This window comes from Pseudomonas kielensis (assembly GCF_030505375.1).
Classification (GTDB): domain Bacteria; phylum Pseudomonadota; class Gammaproteobacteria; order Pseudomonadales; family Pseudomonadaceae; genus Aquipseudomonas; species Aquipseudomonas kielensis.
This window is the reverse complement of sequence record NZ_CP130043.1, coordinates 5,754,802-5,774,244: the sequence shown is the minus strand read 5'-3', so window position 1 is coordinate 5,774,244 and position 19,443 is coordinate 5,754,802. Positions and strand designations below refer to the sequence as shown.

The 19,443-nt window shown below is 63.7% G+C and carries 12 protein-coding genes, 1 pseudogene and 2 riboswitches; of the genes and pseudogenes, 9 read left to right on the top strand and 4 right to left on the bottom strand.

What is annotated here, in order from left to right:
* Positions 1 to 98 precede the first annotated feature (98 nt).
* On the top strand, positions 99 to 2,390 hold the full coding sequence (locus Q1W70_RS26730; protein WP_185819072.1) for a fatty acid cis/trans isomerase: 2,292 nt from the start codon (positions 99 to 101) through the stop codon (positions 2,388 to 2,390).
* Between the two features lie 136 nt (positions 2,391 to 2,526).
* Positions 2,527 to 3,111, top strand: coding sequence for a Fe-S biogenesis protein NfuA (nfuA, locus tag Q1W70_RS26725; RefSeq protein WP_045057579.1), 585 nt, complete (start codon positions 2,527 to 2,529; stop codon positions 3,109 to 3,111).
* Positions 3,112 to 3,203: 92 nt separating this feature from the next.
* Here nfuA and cobM read toward each other — a convergent pair whose 3' ends face one another.
* From cobM to Q1W70_RS26705, 4 genes are all read right to left on the bottom strand, one after another.
* Positions 3,204 to 3,950: a precorrin-4 C(11)-methyltransferase gene (gene cobM, locus Q1W70_RS26720; protein ID WP_185819073.1), complete on the bottom strand. Its 747-nt coding sequence runs from the start codon at positions 3,948 to 3,950 to the stop codon at positions 3,204 to 3,206.
* Positions 3,951 to 4,031: 81 nt separating this feature from the next.
* Positions 4,032 to 4,445 carry a cobalamin biosynthesis protein gene (locus Q1W70_RS26715; protein WP_166593032.1) on the bottom strand — a complete coding sequence of 138 codons (414 nt, stop codon included), beginning with the start codon at positions 4,443 to 4,445 and terminating at the stop codon, positions 4,032 to 4,034.
* Positions 4,442 to 5,146, bottom strand: coding sequence for a CbtA family protein (locus Q1W70_RS26710; RefSeq protein WP_166593033.1), 705 nt, complete (start codon positions 5,144 to 5,146; stop codon positions 4,442 to 4,444). Before Q1W70_RS26710 ends, Q1W70_RS26715 begins: the two co-directional genes overlap by 4 nt.
* 11 nt (positions 5,147 to 5,157) lie before the next feature.
* Entirely contained in the window at positions 5,158 to 5,346 is a 189-nt protein-coding gene (locus Q1W70_RS26705; protein WP_095170170.1) for a CbtB domain-containing protein, read from the bottom strand.
* Between the two features lie 99 nt (positions 5,347 to 5,445).
* A riboswitch (cobalamin riboswitch) is annotated at positions 5,446 to 5,671 on the bottom strand.
* A gap of 156 nt (positions 5,672 to 5,827) precedes the next feature.
* Positions 5,828 to 6,038: riboswitch (cobalamin riboswitch) on the top strand.
* A 99-nt stretch (positions 6,039 to 6,137) separates the two neighbouring features.
* Between Q1W70_RS26705 and cobW the strand changes: the two genes are divergently transcribed.
* The 7 genes and pseudogenes from cobW to Q1W70_RS26670 all read left to right on the top strand — a co-directional run bounded on the left by cobW (position 6,138) and on the right by Q1W70_RS26670 (position 19,398).
* Positions 6,138 to 7,205 (top strand): cobalamin biosynthesis protein CobW, encoded by a 1,068-nt coding sequence (gene cobW, locus Q1W70_RS26700; RefSeq protein WP_182344296.1) that lies wholly within the window; start codon positions 6,138 to 6,140, stop codon positions 7,203 to 7,205.
* A gap of 3 nt (positions 7,206 to 7,208) precedes the next feature.
* Positions 7,209 to 11,040: pseudogene (gene cobN, locus Q1W70_RS26695) on the top strand (cobaltochelatase subunit CobN).
* Positions 11,041 to 11,115: 75 nt separating this feature from the next.
* Complete coding sequence (locus Q1W70_RS26690; RefSeq protein ID WP_182344300.1) at positions 11,116 to 12,123, top strand: magnesium chelatase ATPase subunit I; 1,008 nt, start codon at positions 11,116 to 11,118, stop codon at positions 12,121 to 12,123.
* Positions 12,124 to 12,176: 53 nt separating this feature from the next.
* Positions 12,177 to 12,788, top strand: a complete 612-nt coding sequence (locus tag Q1W70_RS26685) for a vWA domain-containing protein (RefSeq protein WP_302098422.1) — start codon at positions 12,177 to 12,179, stop codon at positions 12,786 to 12,788.
* 720 nt (positions 12,789 to 13,508) lie between these two features.
* On the top strand, positions 13,509 to 16,211 hold the full coding sequence (locus Q1W70_RS26680; RefSeq protein ID WP_302098421.1) for a type VI secretion system Vgr family protein: 2,703 nt from the start codon (positions 13,509 to 13,511) through the stop codon (positions 16,209 to 16,211).
* Entirely contained in the window at positions 16,208 to 18,115 is a 1,908-nt protein-coding gene (locus tag Q1W70_RS26675) for a phosphatidylserine/phosphatidylglycerophosphate/cardiolipin synthase family protein (RefSeq protein ID WP_302098420.1), read from the top strand. Before Q1W70_RS26680 ends, Q1W70_RS26675 begins: the two co-directional genes overlap by 4 nt.
* On the top strand, positions 18,115 to 19,398 hold the full coding sequence (locus tag Q1W70_RS26670; RefSeq protein ID WP_302098419.1) for an SEL1-like repeat protein: 1,284 nt from the start codon (positions 18,115 to 18,117) through the stop codon (positions 19,396 to 19,398). The genes Q1W70_RS26675 and Q1W70_RS26670 overlap by 1 nt, the downstream gene beginning before the upstream one ends.
* Positions 19,399 to 19,443 lie beyond the last annotated feature (45 nt).

The following is a 19,443-nucleotide window of genomic DNA, read 5'->3' as shown; positions in this document are numbered from 1 at the left end:
ATTGGGGCATGAGGAGGTTTTGCATGAATATCGCTCATGTTGAAGCCAGGGCCGGACCGGTAGAATCGCGACGTTTTTTCATGATCGGGACCAGGGACATGTCGTATCGCGTTTTCATCAGCCTTTTTGCGCTGCTCATCAGCAGCGCCGCCACCGCCCAGGGACCGGCGCCGGCGATTTCCTATACCCGCGATATTCAACCGATCTTCACCGAAAAGTGCGTGGCCTGCCACGCCTGTTATGACTCCCCCTGCCAGCTCAACCTGGGCAGCGGCGAGGGTGCTTCTCGCGGGGCGAACAAATCCCCGGTCTACGACGGTCAACGCAGTCAGGCCGAAGCGCCGACGCGGCTGTTTTATGACGCCCTCGGCAAGCGTGCCTGGCAGCAAAAAGGCTTCTATTCGGTACTCGACGCCCAGGGCAGCCAGGCCGCGCTGATGGCGCGCATGCTCGAACTGGGCCATCAAACCCCGTTGCAACCCAACGCCAAGCTGCCGGAAGAGATCGTCCTGGGCCTGAACCGGGCCAACATGTGTCCGCAACCGGGGGAGTTCGACGCCTATGCTCAGCAGCACCCCAAGGAGGGCATGCCGCTGGCGGTGACCGGACTGACCACGGCGCAGTACCAGACCCTACAGCGCTGGCTGGCGTCCGGGGCACCCATCGACGAACAGGGCCTGGCGCCCAGCGCCCGGGAAGCGCTGCAGATCGTGCAGTGGGAAAACCTGCTCAACGCCCCCGGCGCCCGGGAAAGCCTGGTGGCGCGCTGGCTGTATGAGCACCTGTTCCTGGCCCACCTGTATTTCAAGGAGGGCGAGCAGGGCCACTTCTTCCAGTGGGTGCGTTCGCGCACGCCCACCGGCCAGCCCATCGACCTGATCAACAGCCGGCGGCCCAACGATGACCCGGGAACCCAGGTGTACTACCGCCTGTGGCCGGTGCAAGGGGTGATCGTGCACAAGACCCACATCACCTATCCCTTGAGCCCGGCGAAAATGGCCCGGATCAAGAGCCTGTTCTACAGCGGCAACTGGCAGGTCGACGCCTTGCCCGGCTACGGTCCGGAGCGCCGGGCCAACCCGTTCCAGACTTTCCAGGCGATTCCTGCCCAGGCGCGCTATCAATTCATGCTCGATAACGCCGAATACTTCGTGCGCACCTTCATCCGTGGGCCGGTGTGCCGCGGACAGATCGCCACCGACGTGATCCGCGACCACTTCTGGGCCTTGTTCCAGGCGCCGGAACACGACCTGTACATCGTCGACCCGAATTACCGCGGCCAGGCCACGCCGTTGCTGGCGATGCCCGGGCAGAACGACGACGTCGGCAGTGTGCTGAGCCTGTGGCACGCCTATCGCGACAAGCGCAATGAGTACGAAACCCTGCGCCAGGACGCCTACGCCGATGCTCCGGCACCGAGTTGGTCGTCCTTGTGGGCGGGTAACGACAACGCCTTGCTGAGCATCTTTCGCCACTTCGACAGTGCCTCGGTGACCAAGGGCCTGATCGGTGACGTCCCGCAGACGGTGTGGCTGTTCGACTTCCCGTTGCTGGAGCGCACCTATTACCAGTTGGCGGTGAACTTCGACGTGTTCGGCAACGTGTCGCACCAGGCCCAGACGCGGCTGTATTTCGACCTGATCAGAAATGGCGCCGAACAGAACTTCCTGCGCTTGATGCCCGCCGACGCCCGCGACGGTTATCTCGACGACTGGTATCAGAACGGCGGCAAGTTCAAGATGTGGATGGATTACGCCAGCATCGACAACGACACGCCGACCGCGCTCAAGCTGGCGCCCAACGACCCCAAGCGCGACTTCGTCCAGCAGTTGCTGGCTCGCTATGGCGACCTCAATGCCCGGCCGGACCCGATCAACCGCTGCAGTGGCGCCTACTGCTCCCGGCCGAACATCGATCCGGCCCTGCAGAATGCCGAGCAGGCCCTCAGTCGCCTGACGTCACGCCCGGCGGCAGGGTTGAAGGTGATCGAGCAGATGCCGGAAGCGACCATGCTGCGCATCGAAACCGCCAATGGCAAACGTGAGGTCTACAGCCTGGTGCGCAACCGCGCCCACAGCAACGTGGCGTTCATGCTCGGCGAGTCGCTGCGCTATCAGCCTGGACTGGACACCATGACCCTGTACCCGGGGGTGCTCAGCAGCTATCCGAACTTCATGTTCAACATCCCGGCCGACGAAGTGCCGGAATTCGTCGAAGACATGGAGAACGCCAAGGATGCCGAGCGTTTCGAGCGAATCGTCGGGCGCTGGGGCATTCGCCGCAGTCACCCGCAGTTCTGGGTGTACTTCCACGATTTGAGCCAGTACCTCCATGAGACCGACCCGGTGGAAGAGGGCGTGCTGGACATGAACCGCTACGAGAACCTTTGACCCCTACCTGGCGTGGCGCCCGCAAACCGGCGCCACGGCAGGTGTTTTCGACAGGGCTTTATCCCGACAAAAATACTGGGACTTTGTCCGGCGCCATGATTGGCGTAAACTGCGCCCAAGCCTGCGAGGAATTTCCATGACCGCCATTACCATTACCGACGCCGCCCACGATTATCTGGCTGATCTGCTCTCCAAGCAGAACACCCCGGGGATCGGCATTCGGGTCTTTATCACCCAGCCTGGCACCCAGTACGCCGAAACCTGCATTGCCTACTGCAAGCCGGGCGAAGAAAAACCTGAAGACACTGCGCTGGGGCTCAAAAGCTTCACCGCCTACATCGATTCGTTCAGCGAGGCCTTCCTCGACGACGCCGTGGTCGACTACGCCACCGACCGCATGGGCGGGCAACTGACCATCAAGGCGCCGAACGCCAAAGTGCCAATGGTCAACGCCGACAGCCCGATCAACGAGCGCATCAACTATTACCTGCAAACCGAAATCAACCCAGGGCTGGCCAGCCACGGCGGTCAGGTCAGCCTGATCGACGTCGTGGACGACGGCATTGCCGTGTTGAAGTTCGGTGGCGGCTGCCAGGGCTGCGGCCAGGCGGACGTGACCTTGCGCGAAGGCATCGAGCGCACCCTGCTGGAGCGCGTTCCTGAGCTCAAGGGCGTGCGCGACGTGACCGACCACACGCAGAAAGAAAACGCCTACTACTAATAAGGTGTTCGCTGCGACATGAAAAAACGGCGCCCGTGAGCGCCGTTTTTTTATGGTCAGTCCTTGTGGAACCTGTAGCAGCTGCCGAGCCCTCAGGGCCGGTACAGGTGCGCATGCCCGGCCCGGTACAGTGACGACTCACTGAAGGAGTCCGCCGCCAGCACCCGGCCCACCAGGATCAGCGCCGTGCGCCGAAAACCTTTGGCCTGGACCTTGTCGACGATGTCGTCGAGGGTGCCCAGGACCCAGTCCTGATCCGGCCAACTGGCCTTGTGCACCACGGCAATCGGGCAGTCGGCGCCGTAGTGGGGCAGCAGTTCGGCGACGATTTTCGCCAGGTGGTTGACCCCCAGGTGAATCGCCATGGTCGTGCCATGCCGGGCCAGGCTGGCGAACTCCTCGCCGGCCGGCATCGTGGTTTTATCGGCGTAGCGGGTCAGGATCACGCTTTGCGCGATGTCCGGCAGGGTCAGTTCGACCCCCAGCAACGCCGCACAGGCCGCCGTGGCCGTGACGCCGGGGATGATGTCGAAGGGGATGCCCAGCGCGCGCAGATGGCGGATCTGCTCGCCGATCGCCCCATACAGACTCGGATCGCCGGAATGCACCCGTGCCACGTCTTCGCCCCGGGCGTGGGCCTGGCTGATCAACTCGATGATCTGTTCCAGGTGCAGTTCGGCACTGTTGACCACCTGGTGCGCCCGGTGGCCCTGGAGCACGGCTTCAGGCACCAATGAGCCGGCGTAGATGATCACCGGGCAGCTGTGAATCAGCCGTTGGCCCTTGACGGTGATCAGTTCCGGGTCACCGGGACCCGCGCCGATGAAGTAGACGGTCATGGCCGGCTCCTGTGAAAAAAAGGACAAGGCAAGGCTTCAGATGAACGTTGCTCATGATCGAAGGGGTGGATTATCGGGATTTTACAGCGCGCAGGCCAATGCAAAGGTGGCCTGGGCGTATTTCTGCCGGGAAATCAGCAGGGTTGCCGGGGCCTGGGCCAACTGTTCGGCCAGGGCCAGGGCAGCGCTTTCGGCCACGCCATAACAGCCGGTGCGTTCGAAGGCGATCTGCGACTGGTGGCTGAGGCGGGCTTGATACTGGGCCAATTGTTCGCTGCTGAAGTACATCAGTGGCAGCGCCAGTTGGGCGGCCAGTTCGAGCAGTCCAGGCTCCTCGCGCTTGAGGTCGATGCTGGCCAGGGCCTTGATCGAGTGCAGCTCGATCTGGTGCGCTTGCAGGGCCTGATCGAGTAACGCGCGCAGCGTGCTCGCCGGGCAGCCACGCTGGCAGCCCAGGCCGACCACCAGGGTCGGCGCTGCGCGGGGGTCACTCATGCCGGGAACTGGCCCGCGCTTTTACGGCGGAACAACCAGGCGCTGAGCACGCCCAGGGCCAGCCAGAAAGCCACGTTGGTCAGTTGCGACGCGATCTTGAACTGCGTTTCCAGCGCTTGCGGCGCCAGCATCGAATGCACGGCCGGTTGGGGGGCGCCGATCACATGGGGTACCACCAGGATGGCAACGCCCAGCAGCTTGAGCAGCCAGTTGCGGCCGAACGCGATCAGGGCAATCCCGGCGGCGGTCGAGGCTGCCGTGCCGATCCACCACATTTGCCGTTGGCCCAGGTCGGCCGCGGCGGTGCCCGGCAACTCGGGTGGCAGGCCGAGGGTCGGTGCCAGGACGAAGGTGGCATAACCGGCCAGGCCCCAGAGCAGGCCCTGGGACGTGCGGGTCGGCGCGCGCAGGGTGTAGAGGCCCGCCAGCATCAGGGCAAAGCCGACGGCCACCACCAGGTTGCCGCCCGTGGTCGACAGCACACGCTGCCAGCCGTCTTCCGGTTCCCAGGCTTCGCCGTCATGGCTGTGGGCCGCGGTACCGGCGGCGTGTTCATGGACCTCAACCGCCGCAGGTGCGGATTGTTCGTAAGTCTCGGCCTGCAGAATCAACGGGGAGACCCAGAAACTCTGCAGCAGCGTCAGCAGCAGGGCGGCAAGCAGCCCACTGAAACCTGCGGTTTGTGCAATACGCTTGATCATCTGGGCAGGTCTCAGTGGCACGGGAAGGCGGCGCTGTGGCGGGTATCGTGGGCGGCGTTGTGCACGGCCTCGATATGGGAGAACCCGGCGAAGTACACCAGGCACACACCCAGGATCGATGCGCCGATGGCGGCAACGAGGCGTTGGCCCAGTGTGGTGGTGCTGGCGGTGGCGTGGCGGGTGCTGGTGATGGTCGACATGGCGCTTGCCTCTGGTCAGTCAGGGGTGAGTCGTGCGCATGCAAACCTCCGCGAGCCGGGCACGCAGAAACTTGAACAGCGCCCGCCCACCGCGGGTTTGTTGGCTATGTGTTGCGGGCCGGTCTCCGGGCTCACGAGGGGCGGGCTATGGCCACGCCTGCAAGAATCGCCTTCCCATGCCGTACAGCTGGCACAGTGGATCTGACTCTTCGCTCGCTTACCGTTGCGGGGGCAGCACCGGACTGACATGGCTTTGCAGTAAAGCACATGATTCACCGGTTTCCCGTTTCACCCTGTGAAGGGCACCCGTAACAAGGTGTGTAGGAGAGCATGGCCGGGGGATGGGCGTCAATTGGCATGGGTTCTCAATTGGGGCCCATGCGCCTGCATCGCGGGCAAGCCCGCTCCCACCAGTACTCCTGTGGGAGCGGGCTTGCCCGCGATGGGCTCGACTAGACATTGACCCGCCCCGATGCGATGCGTAGCCTTGCGCGTTCGAGGTTCTTTGGCGCGTGCGCCGAAGCTAAGAAGGGAACGCGGTCAATGCCGCGGCTGCCCCCGCAACTGTGAACGGTGCTGTTTCTGCCAGGCCACTGCACGCTTGATCTCAAGCGGCGGGAAGGCGCAGGAGCCGCCAGTCGAAAGACCGGCCCACCGTCAGCCAGGAGACCTGCCTCGTACCAGATTCTCACTACAACCGGGCGGGGTGATCCGGTGGCGAACGCTTTCCGCACGCCAGCGCGTTGCGGCTTCTCGTCCCGTATGCCCGCCACCTTGCCAAAGGGCATCCGATGAAAACACTGGCCAAACTCCCTGTCACCATCGTTACCGGCTTCCTCGGCTCGGGCAAAACCACCTTGCTGCGGCACATGCTCGACAACGCCCAGGGTCGTCGCATTGCGGTGATCGTCAACGAGTTCGGCGAGCTGGGCATCGACGGCGACATCCTCAAGCAGTGCACCATCGGTTGCACCGAAGAAGAAGCCACTGGCCGGGTCTATGAACTGGCCAACGGTTGCCTGTGCTGCACCGTCCAGGAAGAGTTCTTCCCGGTGATGCGTGAACTGGTGGCCCGTCGCGGCGACCTCGACCACATTCTCATCGAAACCTCCGGCCTGGCCTTGCCCAAGCCGCTGGTCCAGGCCTTCCAGTGGCCGGAAATCCGCAGCGCCTGCACGGTCGACGCCGTGATCACCGTGGTCGACAGCCCGGCCGTGGCCGCTGGCACCTTCGCCGCCTTCCCGGACCAGGTCGACGCCCAGCGCAAACTCGATCCGAACCTGGACCACGAATCGCCGCTGCATGAGCTGTTCGCCGACCAACTGGCCAGCGCCGACCTGGTCATCCTCAACAAGGCCGACCTGATCAGCCCTGAAGACCTGGCCCGGGTCCGCCTGGAAGTTGCCGAGGAGCTGCCGCCGGCGGTCAAGATCATCGAAGCCAGCAGCGGGCGCTTGCCGCTCGACGTGCTGATTGGCCTGGGGGCCGGTTCCGAAGAGCACATCGACAGCCGTCACAGCCATCACGACCATCACCACGACGGCGACGACCATGACGACCATGATCACGACGCCTTCGATTCGATCTCCATCGAGCTGCCGCAAGCCGACGAAAGCCTGCTGCTCGATGCCTTGACCCAACTGGTGGTCCAGCACGGCATCCTGCGGGTCAAGGGTTTCGCCGCGATCCCGAACAAGCCGATGCGCTTGCTGATCCAGGGCGTGGGCACGCGTTTCGACAAGCATTTCGACCGTCAGTGGGGCGCGGACGAAGCACGCACCACGCGCCTGGTGCTGATCGGCCAGGCGCTGGACGCCGCTGTGCTCGAAGCGCAATTGCGCGCCGCGCTCAGCGTCTGACCCATGCACCTGCTCAGGACCCAGCCCGGCGGTTTTGTTGCCGACGACAATATTGCCGACCTCGGGCAAACCCCCGCCGACCTGGTGATCCTGTGCAGCGGCGATTCCAGCCTGGCGCTGCTGGCCGAAGTGGCCCAGCAACTGCCGGATGACTACCCCAGCCTGCGGCTGGCCAACCCGATGCAGGTGCAGAATCACGCGTCGGTCGACCTGTACGTCGACCAGGTGCTGCGCCATGCCAAAGTCATCCTGATTTCCCTGCACGGTGGCATCGGCTATTGGCGCTACGGCGTCGAGCGCCTGGTGGAACTGTCCCGGCGCGGGGTGCAACTGATCCTGGTACCGGGCGATGACCGCCCCGATCCGGAACTGAGCGACCTGAGTACGGTGGCGGTGCAGGACCGGGAGCGGCTGTGGCACTTCCTGCGCCAGGGCGGCAAGCGCAATGCCCTGGACCTGTACCGCTGCCTGGCCAGTCGCTGGCTTGGCCGCGACTACCCGTGGGCCGAACCGCAAACCCTGCCGCGTACCGCGATCTATCACCCGCGGCACAGCCAGCCCGACCTGGCCACCTGGCAAGCCGACTGGCAGGCCGGGCAACCGGTGGCGGCGGTGCTGTTCTACCGTTCCCATTTGCAGGCGGCCAACACCGCCTTCATCGATATTTTCTGCCAGCGCTTGCAGGCGGCGGGGCTCAACCCGCTGCCGATTGCCGTGGCCAGCCTGAAAGAGCCCGGCTGCCTGGCGGTGGTCGAGGACTGGCTGGATCACGTCCAGGCCTCAGTGATTCTCAACACCACCGGCTTTGCCCAATCCAGCCCGGATGCGCCGCATCTGCGGCCGTTTCGCCGCAACATCCCGGTGATCCAGGCGATCTGCGCCCAGGACAACGAGCCCGGCTGGCGCGCCAGCGAGCAGGGCCTGGGGCCGCGGGATCTGGCGATGCACATCGCCTTGCCGGAACTGGACGGGCGCATCATCAGCCGGCCCATCAGCTTCAAGGACTTGGCCTGGCGCAGCGAGCGCAGCCAGTGCGACGTAGTCTGCTACCGGGCGCAACCGGAGCGCATGGATTTTGTCGCCGAACTGGCGCGCCGCTGGAGCGAGCTGGCGCGGGTGGCCAATGGGCAAAAGCGCGTGGCGTTGATTCTCGCCAACTACCCGACCCGCGACGGCCGTATCGGCAATGGCGTTGGCCTGGACACCCCGGCCGCGGCCTTGAACATCCTGCGGGCGCTGCAGGCCGAAGGTTATCCGCTGCCGGACGAACTGCCGGACAGCGGCACCGAGCTGATTCGCCAACTGCTCGGCGGGGTCAGCAACGACCTGGACAGCATCGACCAGCGCCCCTGCCAGCAAAGTCTGGCGCTGGACGACTACCAGGCCCAGTTCGACGCCTTGCCCGCCGCCAATCGCGCGGCGGTGCTGGCGCGTTGGGGCGCGCCGCAGGAGGACCCGATGTTCCGCGGCGGGCGCCTGATGATCGCCGGGCTGCGCTTTGGCCTGACCTTCGTCGGCATCCAGCCGGCGCGGGGTTATCAGGTCGACCTGAGCGCGGTGTATCACGACCCGGACCTGGTGCCGCCCCACGGTTACCTGGCGTTCTATTTCTGGCTGCGCCAGGTCTACGGTGCCCATGCGCTGATTCACGTGGGCAAGCACGGCAACCTCGAATGGCTGCCGGGCAAGGGCGTCGGCCTGTCTGAGAGTTGCTGGCCGGATGCGCTGCTGGGGCCGCTGCCGAATATCTATCCGTTTATCGTCAATGACCCGGGAGAGGGCGCCCAGGCCAAGCGCCGGACCCAGGCGGTGATCATCGACCATTTGATGCCGCCGCTGACCCGCGCCGAAACCTACGGCCCGCTGCGCAACCTCGAGTTGCTGGCGGACGAGTACTACGAAGCCCAATTGCTCGACCCACGGCGCGCCCGTGAACTGCAGCGGGAGATTCTCGAACTGGTGCGCGAAACCCACATCGATCGGGAACTGCAGACTGGACGGCAAACTCGACAGCCAGACCGATGCGGCGATCTGGTTGCCGCGCCTGGACACCTACCTGTGCGACCTCAAGGAGTCGCAGATCCGCGATGGCCTGCATGTGTTCGGCGAGTCACCCAGCGGGCGCCTGCGCATCGACACCTTGCTCGCGCTGTTGCGCATCCCCCGGGGCGACGGGCGGGGCGCGCAGTCGAGCTTGCTGCGGGCCTTGGCCAAGGCGTTCGGCCTGGGTTTTGATCCGCTGGATTGTGAATTGTCGGCACCGTGGAGCGGCCCCAAGCCGGACGAGTTGCAGCGCCTCGGCGAGGACGCCTGGCGCACCGCCGGCGATACCCGCGAGCGCCTTGAGCTGTTTGCCGCGCACCTGATCGAGCAGGCAGTGAGCCCGCTTGCGGCCCAGTCGTTGCCCTGTGGGAGCGAGCCTGCGTACGAAGCGATTGCCCCCACCGACCTGCTCCCACAGGACGCATGCTGGGCTGAAGTCAGCGCGATCATCGGCCACCTGCGCGAAGTCGTCGCCCCCCGCCTGGATGCCTGTGGCCCGGCGGAAATGCGAGGCTTGCTCGACGCCCTGGCGGGTCGGTTTGTCCCGGCCGGTCCGAGCGGCGCGCCGAGCCGTGGACGTCTCGACGTGCTGCCCACTGGCCGTAACTTCTATTCGGTGGACGTGCGCAACCTGCCGACCACCACCGCCTGGCGCATTGGTTTCCAGTCGGCCAACCTGATCCTCGAACGCCACCTGCAGGACCACGGCGATCACTTGCGCCAGCTCGGCCTGTCGGTATGGGGCACGGCCACCATGCGCACCGGCGGCGACGACATCGCCCAGTCCATGGCATTGATGGGCGTGCGTCCGGTCTGGGCCACGGGCAGCCAGCGGGTCGACGACTTTGAGATCCTGCCGCTGAGCCTGCTGGACCGCCCGCGAGTGGACGTGACCTTGCGCGTATCCGGGTTCTTCCGCGATGCCTTCGCCAACCTGATTCGCCTGTTCGATGCCGCAGTGCAAGCCGTGGCCGCGCTGGACGAGCCCGATGACATGAACCCGCTGGCGGCCAAGGTCCGCGAGGAGCGGCAAGCCTTGCAGCACGCGGGGCTCGATAGCGACGCGGCGGCTCGCCAGGCCGGCTGGCGGATCTTCGGGGCCAAGCCGGGTGCCTATGGGGCGGGTGTGCAGGGCGCCATCGATGGGCGCCTGTGGCAAAGCCGCGACGATCTGGCCGAGGTCTACCTGAATTGGGGTGGCTACGCCTACGGTGGCGCCGACGAGGGCACCGCCGCGCGCAGCCAGTTCGCCCAGCGCCTGAGCCAGGTCCAGGCGGTGCTGCAGAATCAGGATAACCGCGAGCACGACTTGCTCGACTCCAACGACTATTACCAGTTCCAGGGCGGCATGCTGGCCGCCGTGGAAAGCCTCAGCGGCTCCGCGGCAGCCAGCTACCATGGCGATCACAGCCAGCCGGACCGGCCAATCATCCGCACCCTCAAGGAAGAGTTGAACCGGGTCATCCGTTCCCGCGCCGCCAACCCGAAGTGGATCGAAGGGGTCAAGCGCCATGGCTACAAAGGTGCCTTCGAACTGGCGGCGACCGTGGACAACCTGTTTGCCTTCGACGCCACCACCCAGTTGATCGACGATCACCAGTACGCTCTGCTGGCCGACGCCTACCTGCTTGACCCCTCGACCCGCGAGTTCGTGCGCCAGCATAATCCCCATGCGCTGCGCGACATGACCGAACGCCTGCTCGAAGCGCAACAGCGCGGGCTATGGCAAGCGCCTGGCGAGTACCGTGAGGCACTGGAACATTTGCTGCTGGATATCGAAGAAGATTCCTGAACCCTTGTGCATCCGCCTTCGCTGGCAAGCCAGCGAAAGCGATGTGACAGACAACCGTTGTAGCCGAGACCCGAGATGACCGACACCCCCCATTTCCCGCTGTCCGCCGTGGTCGGCGCCGACGCCCTCAAGCTGGCGCTGTGCCTGACTGCCATCGACCCGAAAATCGGCGGCGTGCTGATCGAGGGGCCGCGCGGCATGGCCAAGTCGACCCTGGCCCGTGGCCTGGCCGACCTGTTGGCCAGCGGTCAGTTCGTCACCTTGCCCCTGGGCGCAACCGAAGAACGGCTGGTCGGCACCCTGGACCTGGATGCGGCATTGAGCGAGGGCCGCGCGCAGTTTTCCCCGGGGGTCCTGGCCAAGGCCGATGGTGGGGTGCTGTACGTCGATGAAGTCAATCTGCTGCCCGATCACCTGGTGGACCTGCTGCTCGACGTGGCAGCCAGCGGCACCAACCTGATCGAGCGTGACGGCATTTCCCACCGTCATCCGGCGCGTTTTGTGCTGATCGGCACCATGAACCCGGAAGAGGGCGAACTGCGCCCGCAACTGCTGGACCGCTTTGGCTTGAATGTCGCCCTCAGCGGCCACACCGCGCCGCTGGAGCGCGGGCAGATCATCCGCCGTCGCCTGGATTTCGACAGCGACCCGCAGGCTTTCTGTGCGCAGTGGGAAACCAGCCAGTTGGCCCTGCGTGAGCGTTGCCAGCAGGGGCGCCGGCTGCTGAGTGAGATAGCCCTCGACGATCAGGCGCTGGCACAGATTACCGAACGCTGTTTCGCCGCCGGGGTCGATGGCCTGCGCGCCGACCTGGTGTGGCTGCGCGCCGCCCGTGCCCATGCGGCGTGGCGAGGGGCAACGGCGATCGAGGACAGCGATATCGAAGCGGTCGCCGAATTTGCCCTGCGCCATCGCCGTCGCCAGGCAACGCCGCCTGCCTCGGACCCACAACCGGCGCCCCCGGCGTCTGCCCCTCAATCACCGAACGCCGACGCGGGCCAGGGCCAGTGGGGTGAAATGCCGGCCCAGGCGCTGCCCACCGGTGTTCGCCGTGAAGTGCCGAGCTGGCCAAAAAAGCCCTAGGCATTCGCCCGCGCTGTGATGCGGGGGCGGATGCCAGGCCCCGGGCGGGGCGCTTGAAGAATGGTCGGCAGGGGCCGCGCCGCAACGCCGGCAGCGGATCGGTGGATTGGCCGGGGACGCTGCTCAAGGGCCGGCCACGCAGCCGCGACGCGCTGCTGTTCCATTTGCGCAGCCGAGCGCCCCACGAACTGTGGCTGGTGATAGTCGATGCCTCGGCCTCGACCCGCCGGCATCAGGCGCTGGCCGATGCCAAGGGCCTGTTGGCGCAGCTGTTCGACGACGCCTACCGGCAGCGCGCGCGCCTGGCGTTGCTTGCCGTCAGCGGGTTGGCTCCCAGTTGGCAGGTCCAGGGTTTGAAGGCTTCCGGCGGTCTGCGGGATTGGCTTGAGGGGTTGGGGGCCGGTGGCGGTACGCCGTTGCTGGCGGCCCTTGGCGAGGCGGGGCGGTGGTTGGGGCGGCGGCAAAAACGCTTTCCGGAGGAAGTTCAGCGTGTGTTGTTGGTGACTGATGGTCGTCTCAAGGCTTGGTCGAACCTGCCTGTGTTCGATTGTCCGAGTGTGTTGGTGGATATTGAGCGTGGCCCGATTCGATTGGGTCGGGCTCGGGATCTGGCTCGGGAGTTGGGGGCTGGGTATCGGCATATTGATGATCTTGGGGCGGGGTGACGGGAGGGGGATATCCGTTGCCGCGGTGAGGGCTGCTTAGGGCTCCGCCCTGACGGTGGGTCACTTGGAAGCCCCAAGTAACCAAGGGCTCTTTCCCCTGACGTACGGCCCCTCGCTTAGGCTAGGGGTACCTTCGCTACGGTATCCATCCGGGGGCATCGCCTCCGGTTTGCTTCGCTGCACCTCCTCTCGATGCATGCGGCTTCGCCGCACGACGCTACGCGCCTCCCCCGGATAGACACCTTCGCTCAGCTTGCCGATGGGCGGGTGGATCAAGATCAAGAGCCAGAGCACGGCGGCCTCCCGGCCGGCCTGGCTTTTCCTGGTGTACGAATTTCCCTTGTGGGAGAGCTATCGTTGCTTGCCCTGAGTGAGCGGCACTGATTGGCCTACGGTATCTGGCCGGCGAAGGTGCTGAAGAGCACATCGTGATCCAGGCAATAGGTGTGAGCGTTGACGGCTCTTGCGCGCAGACGGAAAACCTCCTGACGTGCTTCCACCTTTGTGAGGGCATCTCTGCCCAGCGACTGCCCCTAAAAGGAACACTTGTACGTCGGTGAGGCATCCTCTCAAGTGCTGGATGTAGGGCCGGTCTGTGGCTTGCGTAGGATCGGTCCTGATCAGCCTTGGAGGGCTGGTTTTGCTATGTGGGATGGAACTAGGGTTCGAGGTTTTAAGACAGGCTGAAAACGCCATGGAGCCCGCCTCGTGCCCACCCAAATGACCAGATTTTTCGACCACAGCCGGCACAAGCTACAGGTCGAGGGGGGCGAGGCGCCGCTTGACGTGCTCGCTTTCGAAGGCGAAGAGCAACTCAGCCAGCCGTTCAGCTACCGCATCGAATTCACCAGCAGTGCCGCTGAAATCGAGGCCGCGCAGATGCTCGGCCAGCGTGCGCAGTTGAGCCTGTACGCCTTGGCGTCGAACGTGCCGGTGTTCAGCTTCAGCGCCCCCGACGTGGTCCTGCCCCTGCGTGCTTTGCGCGGTGTGGTCACAGCTTTTCGACGCCTGTCCGGCTCGGCGGATGAAGCACGCTATGAGCTGACCCTGCAACCGCGCCTGGCGTTGCTGGCGCGGGGCAAACAGTTCCGCATCTACCAGCACCAATCAGTGCCGCAGATCGTCGAGAGCATCCTGCGCAGCCGCCACGGCTTCGAAGGCCAGGACTTCTTTTTCGACCTGCTGCGCGAGTACCCCAAGCGCGAGCAGGTGATGCAGTTCGGTGAAAGCGACCTGGCCTTTATCTCGCGGCTGCTGGCCGAGGTCGGGATCTGGTACCGCGTTACCAACGACGAGCGCCTGGGCATCGACGTGCTGGAGTTGCATGACGCCCAGCGTCACTATCAGTTCGACGTCGAACTGCCCTATCGACCGACCTCCGGCCTGAGCAGCAGCGCCCAGGACGCCGTCTGGCAACTGGAGACTCGTCACCAGGTGGTGGAGCAACACGTTCACTTTCGCGCCTACGACCCACGCCAGGCCAACGCGTGGCTCAAGGGCGACGTGGACCAGAGCCGCGGGGCGAGCAGCACCTACGGCGAGGCCTATCTGTACGCCGAACCGTATACCCAGTTGGGCGACGCCCTCGACCAGGACGAAGAGCTGCAAAGCGAAAGCGGCTTTTTCTACGCCCGCCTGCGCCACGAGCGTTACCTCAACGACCAGACGCAACTCAGCGGCATCAGCAGCAGCGCGACCCTGGCCCCGGGCCAGGTCCTGAACATTTCCGGCGGTGCACCCAAGGCCTTTGCCCCTGGCGCGCTGATCACTCAGCTGAGCCTTAGCGCCGCCCGCGACCGCAGCCTGGAGGTCCGTTTTCAGGCCATTCCCTACTCGGACAGCGTGTGCTTCCGCCCGCCGGTGCCGAGCAAACCGCAGATCGCCGGCACCGTCCCTGCGCGGGTCACCAGCAACCGGGCCAACGACCCCTACGGCCACATCGACCTCGAAGGGCGCTACAAGGTCAACCTGCTGTTCGACCGCGACAGTTGGAAACCCGGCGAAGAAAGCCTGTGGCTACGCCTGGCCCGCCCGTACGCCGGCGACACCCACGGCCTTCACCTGCCGCTGATCGCCGGCACCGAAGTGGCCATCGCCTTTGAACAAGGCGACCCGGACCGCCCTTACATCGCCCACGCCCTGCACGACAGCCAGCACCCCGACCCCGTGACCCTGCACAACTACAAACGCAACGTGCTGCGCACCCCGGCCAACAACAAATTGCGCATGGACGACAGCCGTGGCGAGGAGCACATCAAACTCAGCACCGAACACAGCGGCAAGAGCCAGTTGAACCTGGGGCATCTGGTCGACGCTCAGCGTCAGCCACGGGGTCAGGGCGCGGAGCTGCGCACCGATGGGCACGGGGTTATTCGTGCCGGCAGCGGCGTCTTCATCAGCGCTGATGCACAGCCCAAAGCCCAGGGACCGATGCTGGACATGAGCGCCGCGTTGGGCCGGTTGCAACAGGCCGGCGACCAACTGGAAAACGTGTCGGCCGATGCCCAGGCCGCCAATGCCGATCCCGCGGATGTAAAGGCGCAAATATCGTCGATCCGCGAGCAGATCGACCAACTCAAGTCCTCGGTCATATTGCTCAGCGCTCCCCAAGGCGTTGCCCTCACCAGTGGCCAGCACCTGCAGTTGGCCGCGCAAAACAACTTGATGCTCAGCGCCGGCGCGCAAGCGGACATCAGTGTGGCCAAGCGTCTGTTCATGGGGGTGGGGCAGGGGTTGAGCCTGTTTGTGCGCAAGCTGGGGATCAAGCTGATCGCCAACCAGGGCCCGGTGAGTGTCCAGGCACAGAACGACAGGTTGCAGCTGATGGCCCGCCACGGCCTGGAGATCACCAGCACCGAGGACGAAATCCGCATCACGGCGAAGAAAAAAATCACCCTCAATGCCGGGGGCAGCTACATCACCCTTGATCAGAACTGCATCGAGTCCGGGACGCTGGGGGACTACAACATCAAGTCGCCGTATTTCGACTATCTGGGGCCAGCCAGCCTGACCGCTTCGCATCCGCAATACCCACAGAGCCTGACCAAACAACCGTTGCGGCTCAGCGTGGCGCAAACCCCCAACGCTTCCCATCGTGGCTGGGCAGGCATGCCCTACACGCTCTATGCCGACGGCGCAGTGCTCAAACAGGGCGTGCTGGACGAGTCCGGGCACGTGTTGATCGATCATCAGGTCGTGACCCGGCAGTACCGAATGGAGTTGGCCAACGGCGTGAACTACCAGATCCCGGTGCCCACCGACTACCGCAATGCAGAGCAGGCGCATCTGGCCAACGGCGGTATGCACAATCACCACTCACAAGCCAGCCACGAGGTCAGCCAACCCAACTCCCACACGGATCACCGAGCCCTGTACGCCGCGGTGATGAGACCAATCAGTGACGAGGAAGGGAAAACCTCATGACTGAACCCGACATTGTTTCCCCCGTCGCCCTGCAACACACCCAACAGGTGACCTGTACCTCTCCTTGGTACGTGCAGGACACCGAATACCCACCTGCGATGGCCACCTATCAACCGCTGATCAACGGTGAAGAGGCTTTCAGGGCCGTGCACCTGGCCATTGCCAATGCCACAAAAACCATTGACATCATCTGTTGGGGTTTTCAGCCGTCGATGTACTTTATCCGCGATGGCAGCGCTCCGAGCATTGGCGAACTGCTGATGGCCAAAGCACAAAAAGGGGTCGAGGTTCGGGTGTTGGGGTGGGAGGCGCCGTTTAATCTTGCTGGGGCGACGACGGGCGAATCAAACCTGCCTGGCAAAGGTCAGATCCGTATTGGGGATCGGGCGCTGCAACCTTCCACCGATGACCAATATGCCGACGATCGGCGATGGTTTTCCCGATGTGCATTCGCCGATCACCTGGCGCCTGCGATTCGGCCAGCTCGCAACATTCCGGTATTTGTCAGTCGCGGTTTCAGTGTGCATGAGCGGGCTGAAATTACCTATCAGGCCAAATACAAAAGCCTCGACCCGCAGCTCAGCCTCGACACGTTAGGCGCGATGGCCATCGGCCCGACCCACCATCAGAAAACCGTCCTGGTCGACTATGAACAGACGGACATTGCCGTTGGCTTTGTCATGGGCCACAACATGCTCGACGAGTACTGGGACACTGATGACCACACAGCGCTGAACCGTGCTGAAGGCACCAAACCTGCACCCAATCGCGGCCCCCGTGGCGATACTCCACGCCAGGATATTTCCAGCCAGGTCAGCGGGCCCATTCTGGAACACCTGCACCATAACTTCGCCACCGCCTGGCGCAAGGAGACCGGAGAGGACCTGCTCGCTTCACGCCAGGCCATGCAGGTGGGGCCGCAATTGCAATGCACCCCAGACACCACCCGACAAATCGCGCAGATCGTGCGCACCCAACCGCAAGACCCAAAAAAGCGCGACATCGAAAAGCTCTACCTGAAGGCTGTCAACAACGCGACCCAGTTCATCTATATCGAGAACCAGTACTTTCGCTGGCCACCGTTGGCCGAGGCCATCAAAAAAGCGGCGGCTGACCAAACCCGCGCGGGACGCGATCCGGGCTTGCATGGCAACTTGCACCTGTTTGTGATCACCAATGCCAGCAAAGATGGCGTAGGCCCAGGTTCCTTGAACACGCAGCGCATGCTCGAAAGCCTCGGGCGCGGCGAGACCATTCCTGAAATCACCAAGTTACAGCGCATTGAACAGGCCAAAGCCCAAGTAGACGCCCAGGCACCGACCCTGGCTGAACTCCTCGAACAACAGGCCTTGCTCACACTGACCAGTCTGACTGACGCGCTGGGCGGCGGCGAGATGAGCGATAAAGCCCGTGAAGCGCAACGGGATGCCGCCAGAAACAACGAGTTTCGACAGATCTGGCTCAAGGAGCAGATTGCGGCGATCGAGAGCAGTACGCTCGTTCCGTCTGCGCGTCCGGGCCTGAAAATTCACGTGTGCTCGCTGGTCGCGCCTGATTCCCCGGCCGGAAAACCGTGGATGCCGGTGTACATCCATTCCAAACTGATGATCGTCAATGACGTGTTCACCACCCACGGCTCGGCCAACATCAACACCCGCAGCATGCAGGTGGACAGTGAGCTGAACATTGCCCATGAGTGGATGAGTGTGACCCAGGCGATGCGGCGACGGTTGTGGAGTCTGCATACGGATAAGAGGGGGGCGCAGGATGATCCGGAGGAGGCGTTCAAGGCTTGGGAGGACATCATCACGGACAACAAAGATCGCCAATCGAAAAAATTGACGCCCGACACTCCGCTCGTCGAGTTTTATTACGGCGAAAAAAAAGTGACGGACCTTGACTGATGCGCCGGTTCCTATTGCTAGCAAGTCTGCTGCTGGCCGCCTGTGATAGCGGCAGCACCCCTAATCACCCGACCCAGGATACTTCCGTGAACCCGCTGACCGAAATCAAAGCGAAGCTGGCCTTTACCTGTGTACATGAGCAGATCCTTGTGCCGTCCGCCGAGACCGATGAGCTATTCCAGTACGCCCGTTGGTTGCAGAAGAACAACCTGCTCAAGCAGGACAAAAGCGTCGACGCCGAGATAGAACGGCTGTACCGCATTGCGGCCGAGAATGCCCATTACAAAGCCAATATCAACCTGCAAAACGGCACTATGCGCGGTCAATTCACGCTCCGTGGCGCGGATCACCTGCGTCTGAGTCAGCAACTGATCGACGCGAACGTGGCGACGGGGTACTACTTTATTGGCCTCTTCCTGAAGAGCGGTTCGGCGGGGTTGAAGCAGGATACGGCCATGTCGTTGCGTTACTTTCGTAAGGCGGCTGATCAGGGAAGTGCTCAAGCCCAGTACGCTGTGGGGGATATACTGGCGCCGATTGACATCGCGCCTGATGTTGCCCGGCAGATGCGCCGCTGTGCGGCTGAACAGGATCATGGCGATGCAGCTATTGCTTTGGGTGTCGATCTTAAAAACGAGGGCCGGTATCAGGAAGCGCTTGAGGTCTTCCAGATGGGTGTTGTAGCAGGTCACGAGAGCGCCGCTGGTAGGTTAGAAGAAGCCTTTCGCGGTCATCCCTCATCCGATAGGTTGTACTACCTTGGTCAACAGGAAGACATTGAACGTGCTGAGCGTTATAAAACCATCTGGCGGATCCTCGCAAATTACTCCTACGCAGACCCCAAAGTCCCCGAAATAAACGAAATCCTCCCCTTACCCCCAGCCAAACTCCCCGCCTGGGACGGCAAGTTGCAGTGGCTCGAAGCCCGCCTGGTCAATGTCCCACCGAAAAAACCCAGCGAGGTGCTGATTCGACAGTTGGCCAAGGCCAAGCTCCTTGAGCCGGCGACCGGCAGGGCCATGCCCGGCTCCTCCGCGTTCATCAAGGTCGGTTTTCCCGCACCAACCTGCTCCAGCGGCCAGGCTTGCCCGCAGACCGGCTACTGGCAGGCGGTGCGCCTGAGTCGCCAGGCGGGCTTGGGGCTGAAAGACGGCGCCATCCGCCGCTTCGAAGAGAACGAGATCATGCCGACCCTGAGGGTTCAGAGTCACCAGCCGCGCTTTTTGCTTGCCGACAGAATCACGGTCAATGAGGAAAACATCGAATGGCAGCTGTTGGGGTAAGGCATGAGAAACATCATTGACGTGTTCGCCTTCCAAGGTGTGCCC

Bases quoted from the DNA above. Each gene is read 5' to 3' on its own strand.
- Q1W70_RS26730 (WP_185819072.1), top strand. From the start codon at position 99: ATGTCGTATCGCGTTTTCATCAGCCTTTTTGCGCTGCTCATCAGCAGC.
- nfuA (WP_045057579.1), top strand. From the start codon at position 2,527: ATGACCGCCATTACCATTACCGACGCCGCCCACGATTATCTGGCTGAT.
- cobM (WP_185819073.1), bottom strand. From the start codon at position 3,950: ATGACCGTCTACTTCATCGGCGCGGGTCCCGGTGACCCGGAACTGATC.
- Q1W70_RS26715 (WP_166593032.1), bottom strand. From the start codon at position 4,445: ATGAGTGACCCCCGCGCAGCGCCGACCCTGGTGGTCGGCCTGGGCTGC.
- Q1W70_RS26710 (WP_166593033.1), bottom strand. From the start codon at position 5,146: ATGATCAAGCGTATTGCACAAACCGCAGGTTTCAGTGGGCTGCTTGCC.
- Q1W70_RS26705 (WP_095170170.1), bottom strand. From the start codon at position 5,346: ATGTCGACCATCACCAGCACCCGCCACGCCACCGCCAGCACCACCACA.
- cobW (WP_182344296.1), top strand. From the start codon at position 6,138: ATGAAAACACTGGCCAAACTCCCTGTCACCATCGTTACCGGCTTCCTC.
- Q1W70_RS26690 (WP_182344300.1), top strand. From the start codon at position 11,116: ATGACCGACACCCCCCATTTCCCGCTGTCCGCCGTGGTCGGCGCCGAC.
- Q1W70_RS26680 (WP_302098421.1), top strand. From the start codon at position 13,509: ATGACCAGATTTTTCGACCACAGCCGGCACAAGCTACAGGTCGAGGGG.
- Q1W70_RS26675 (WP_302098420.1), top strand. From the start codon at position 16,208: ATGACTGAACCCGACATTGTTTCCCCCGTCGCCCTGCAACACACCCAA.
- Q1W70_RS26670 (WP_302098419.1), top strand. From the start codon at position 18,115: ATGCGCCGGTTCCTATTGCTAGCAAGTCTGCTGCTGGCCGCCTGTGAT.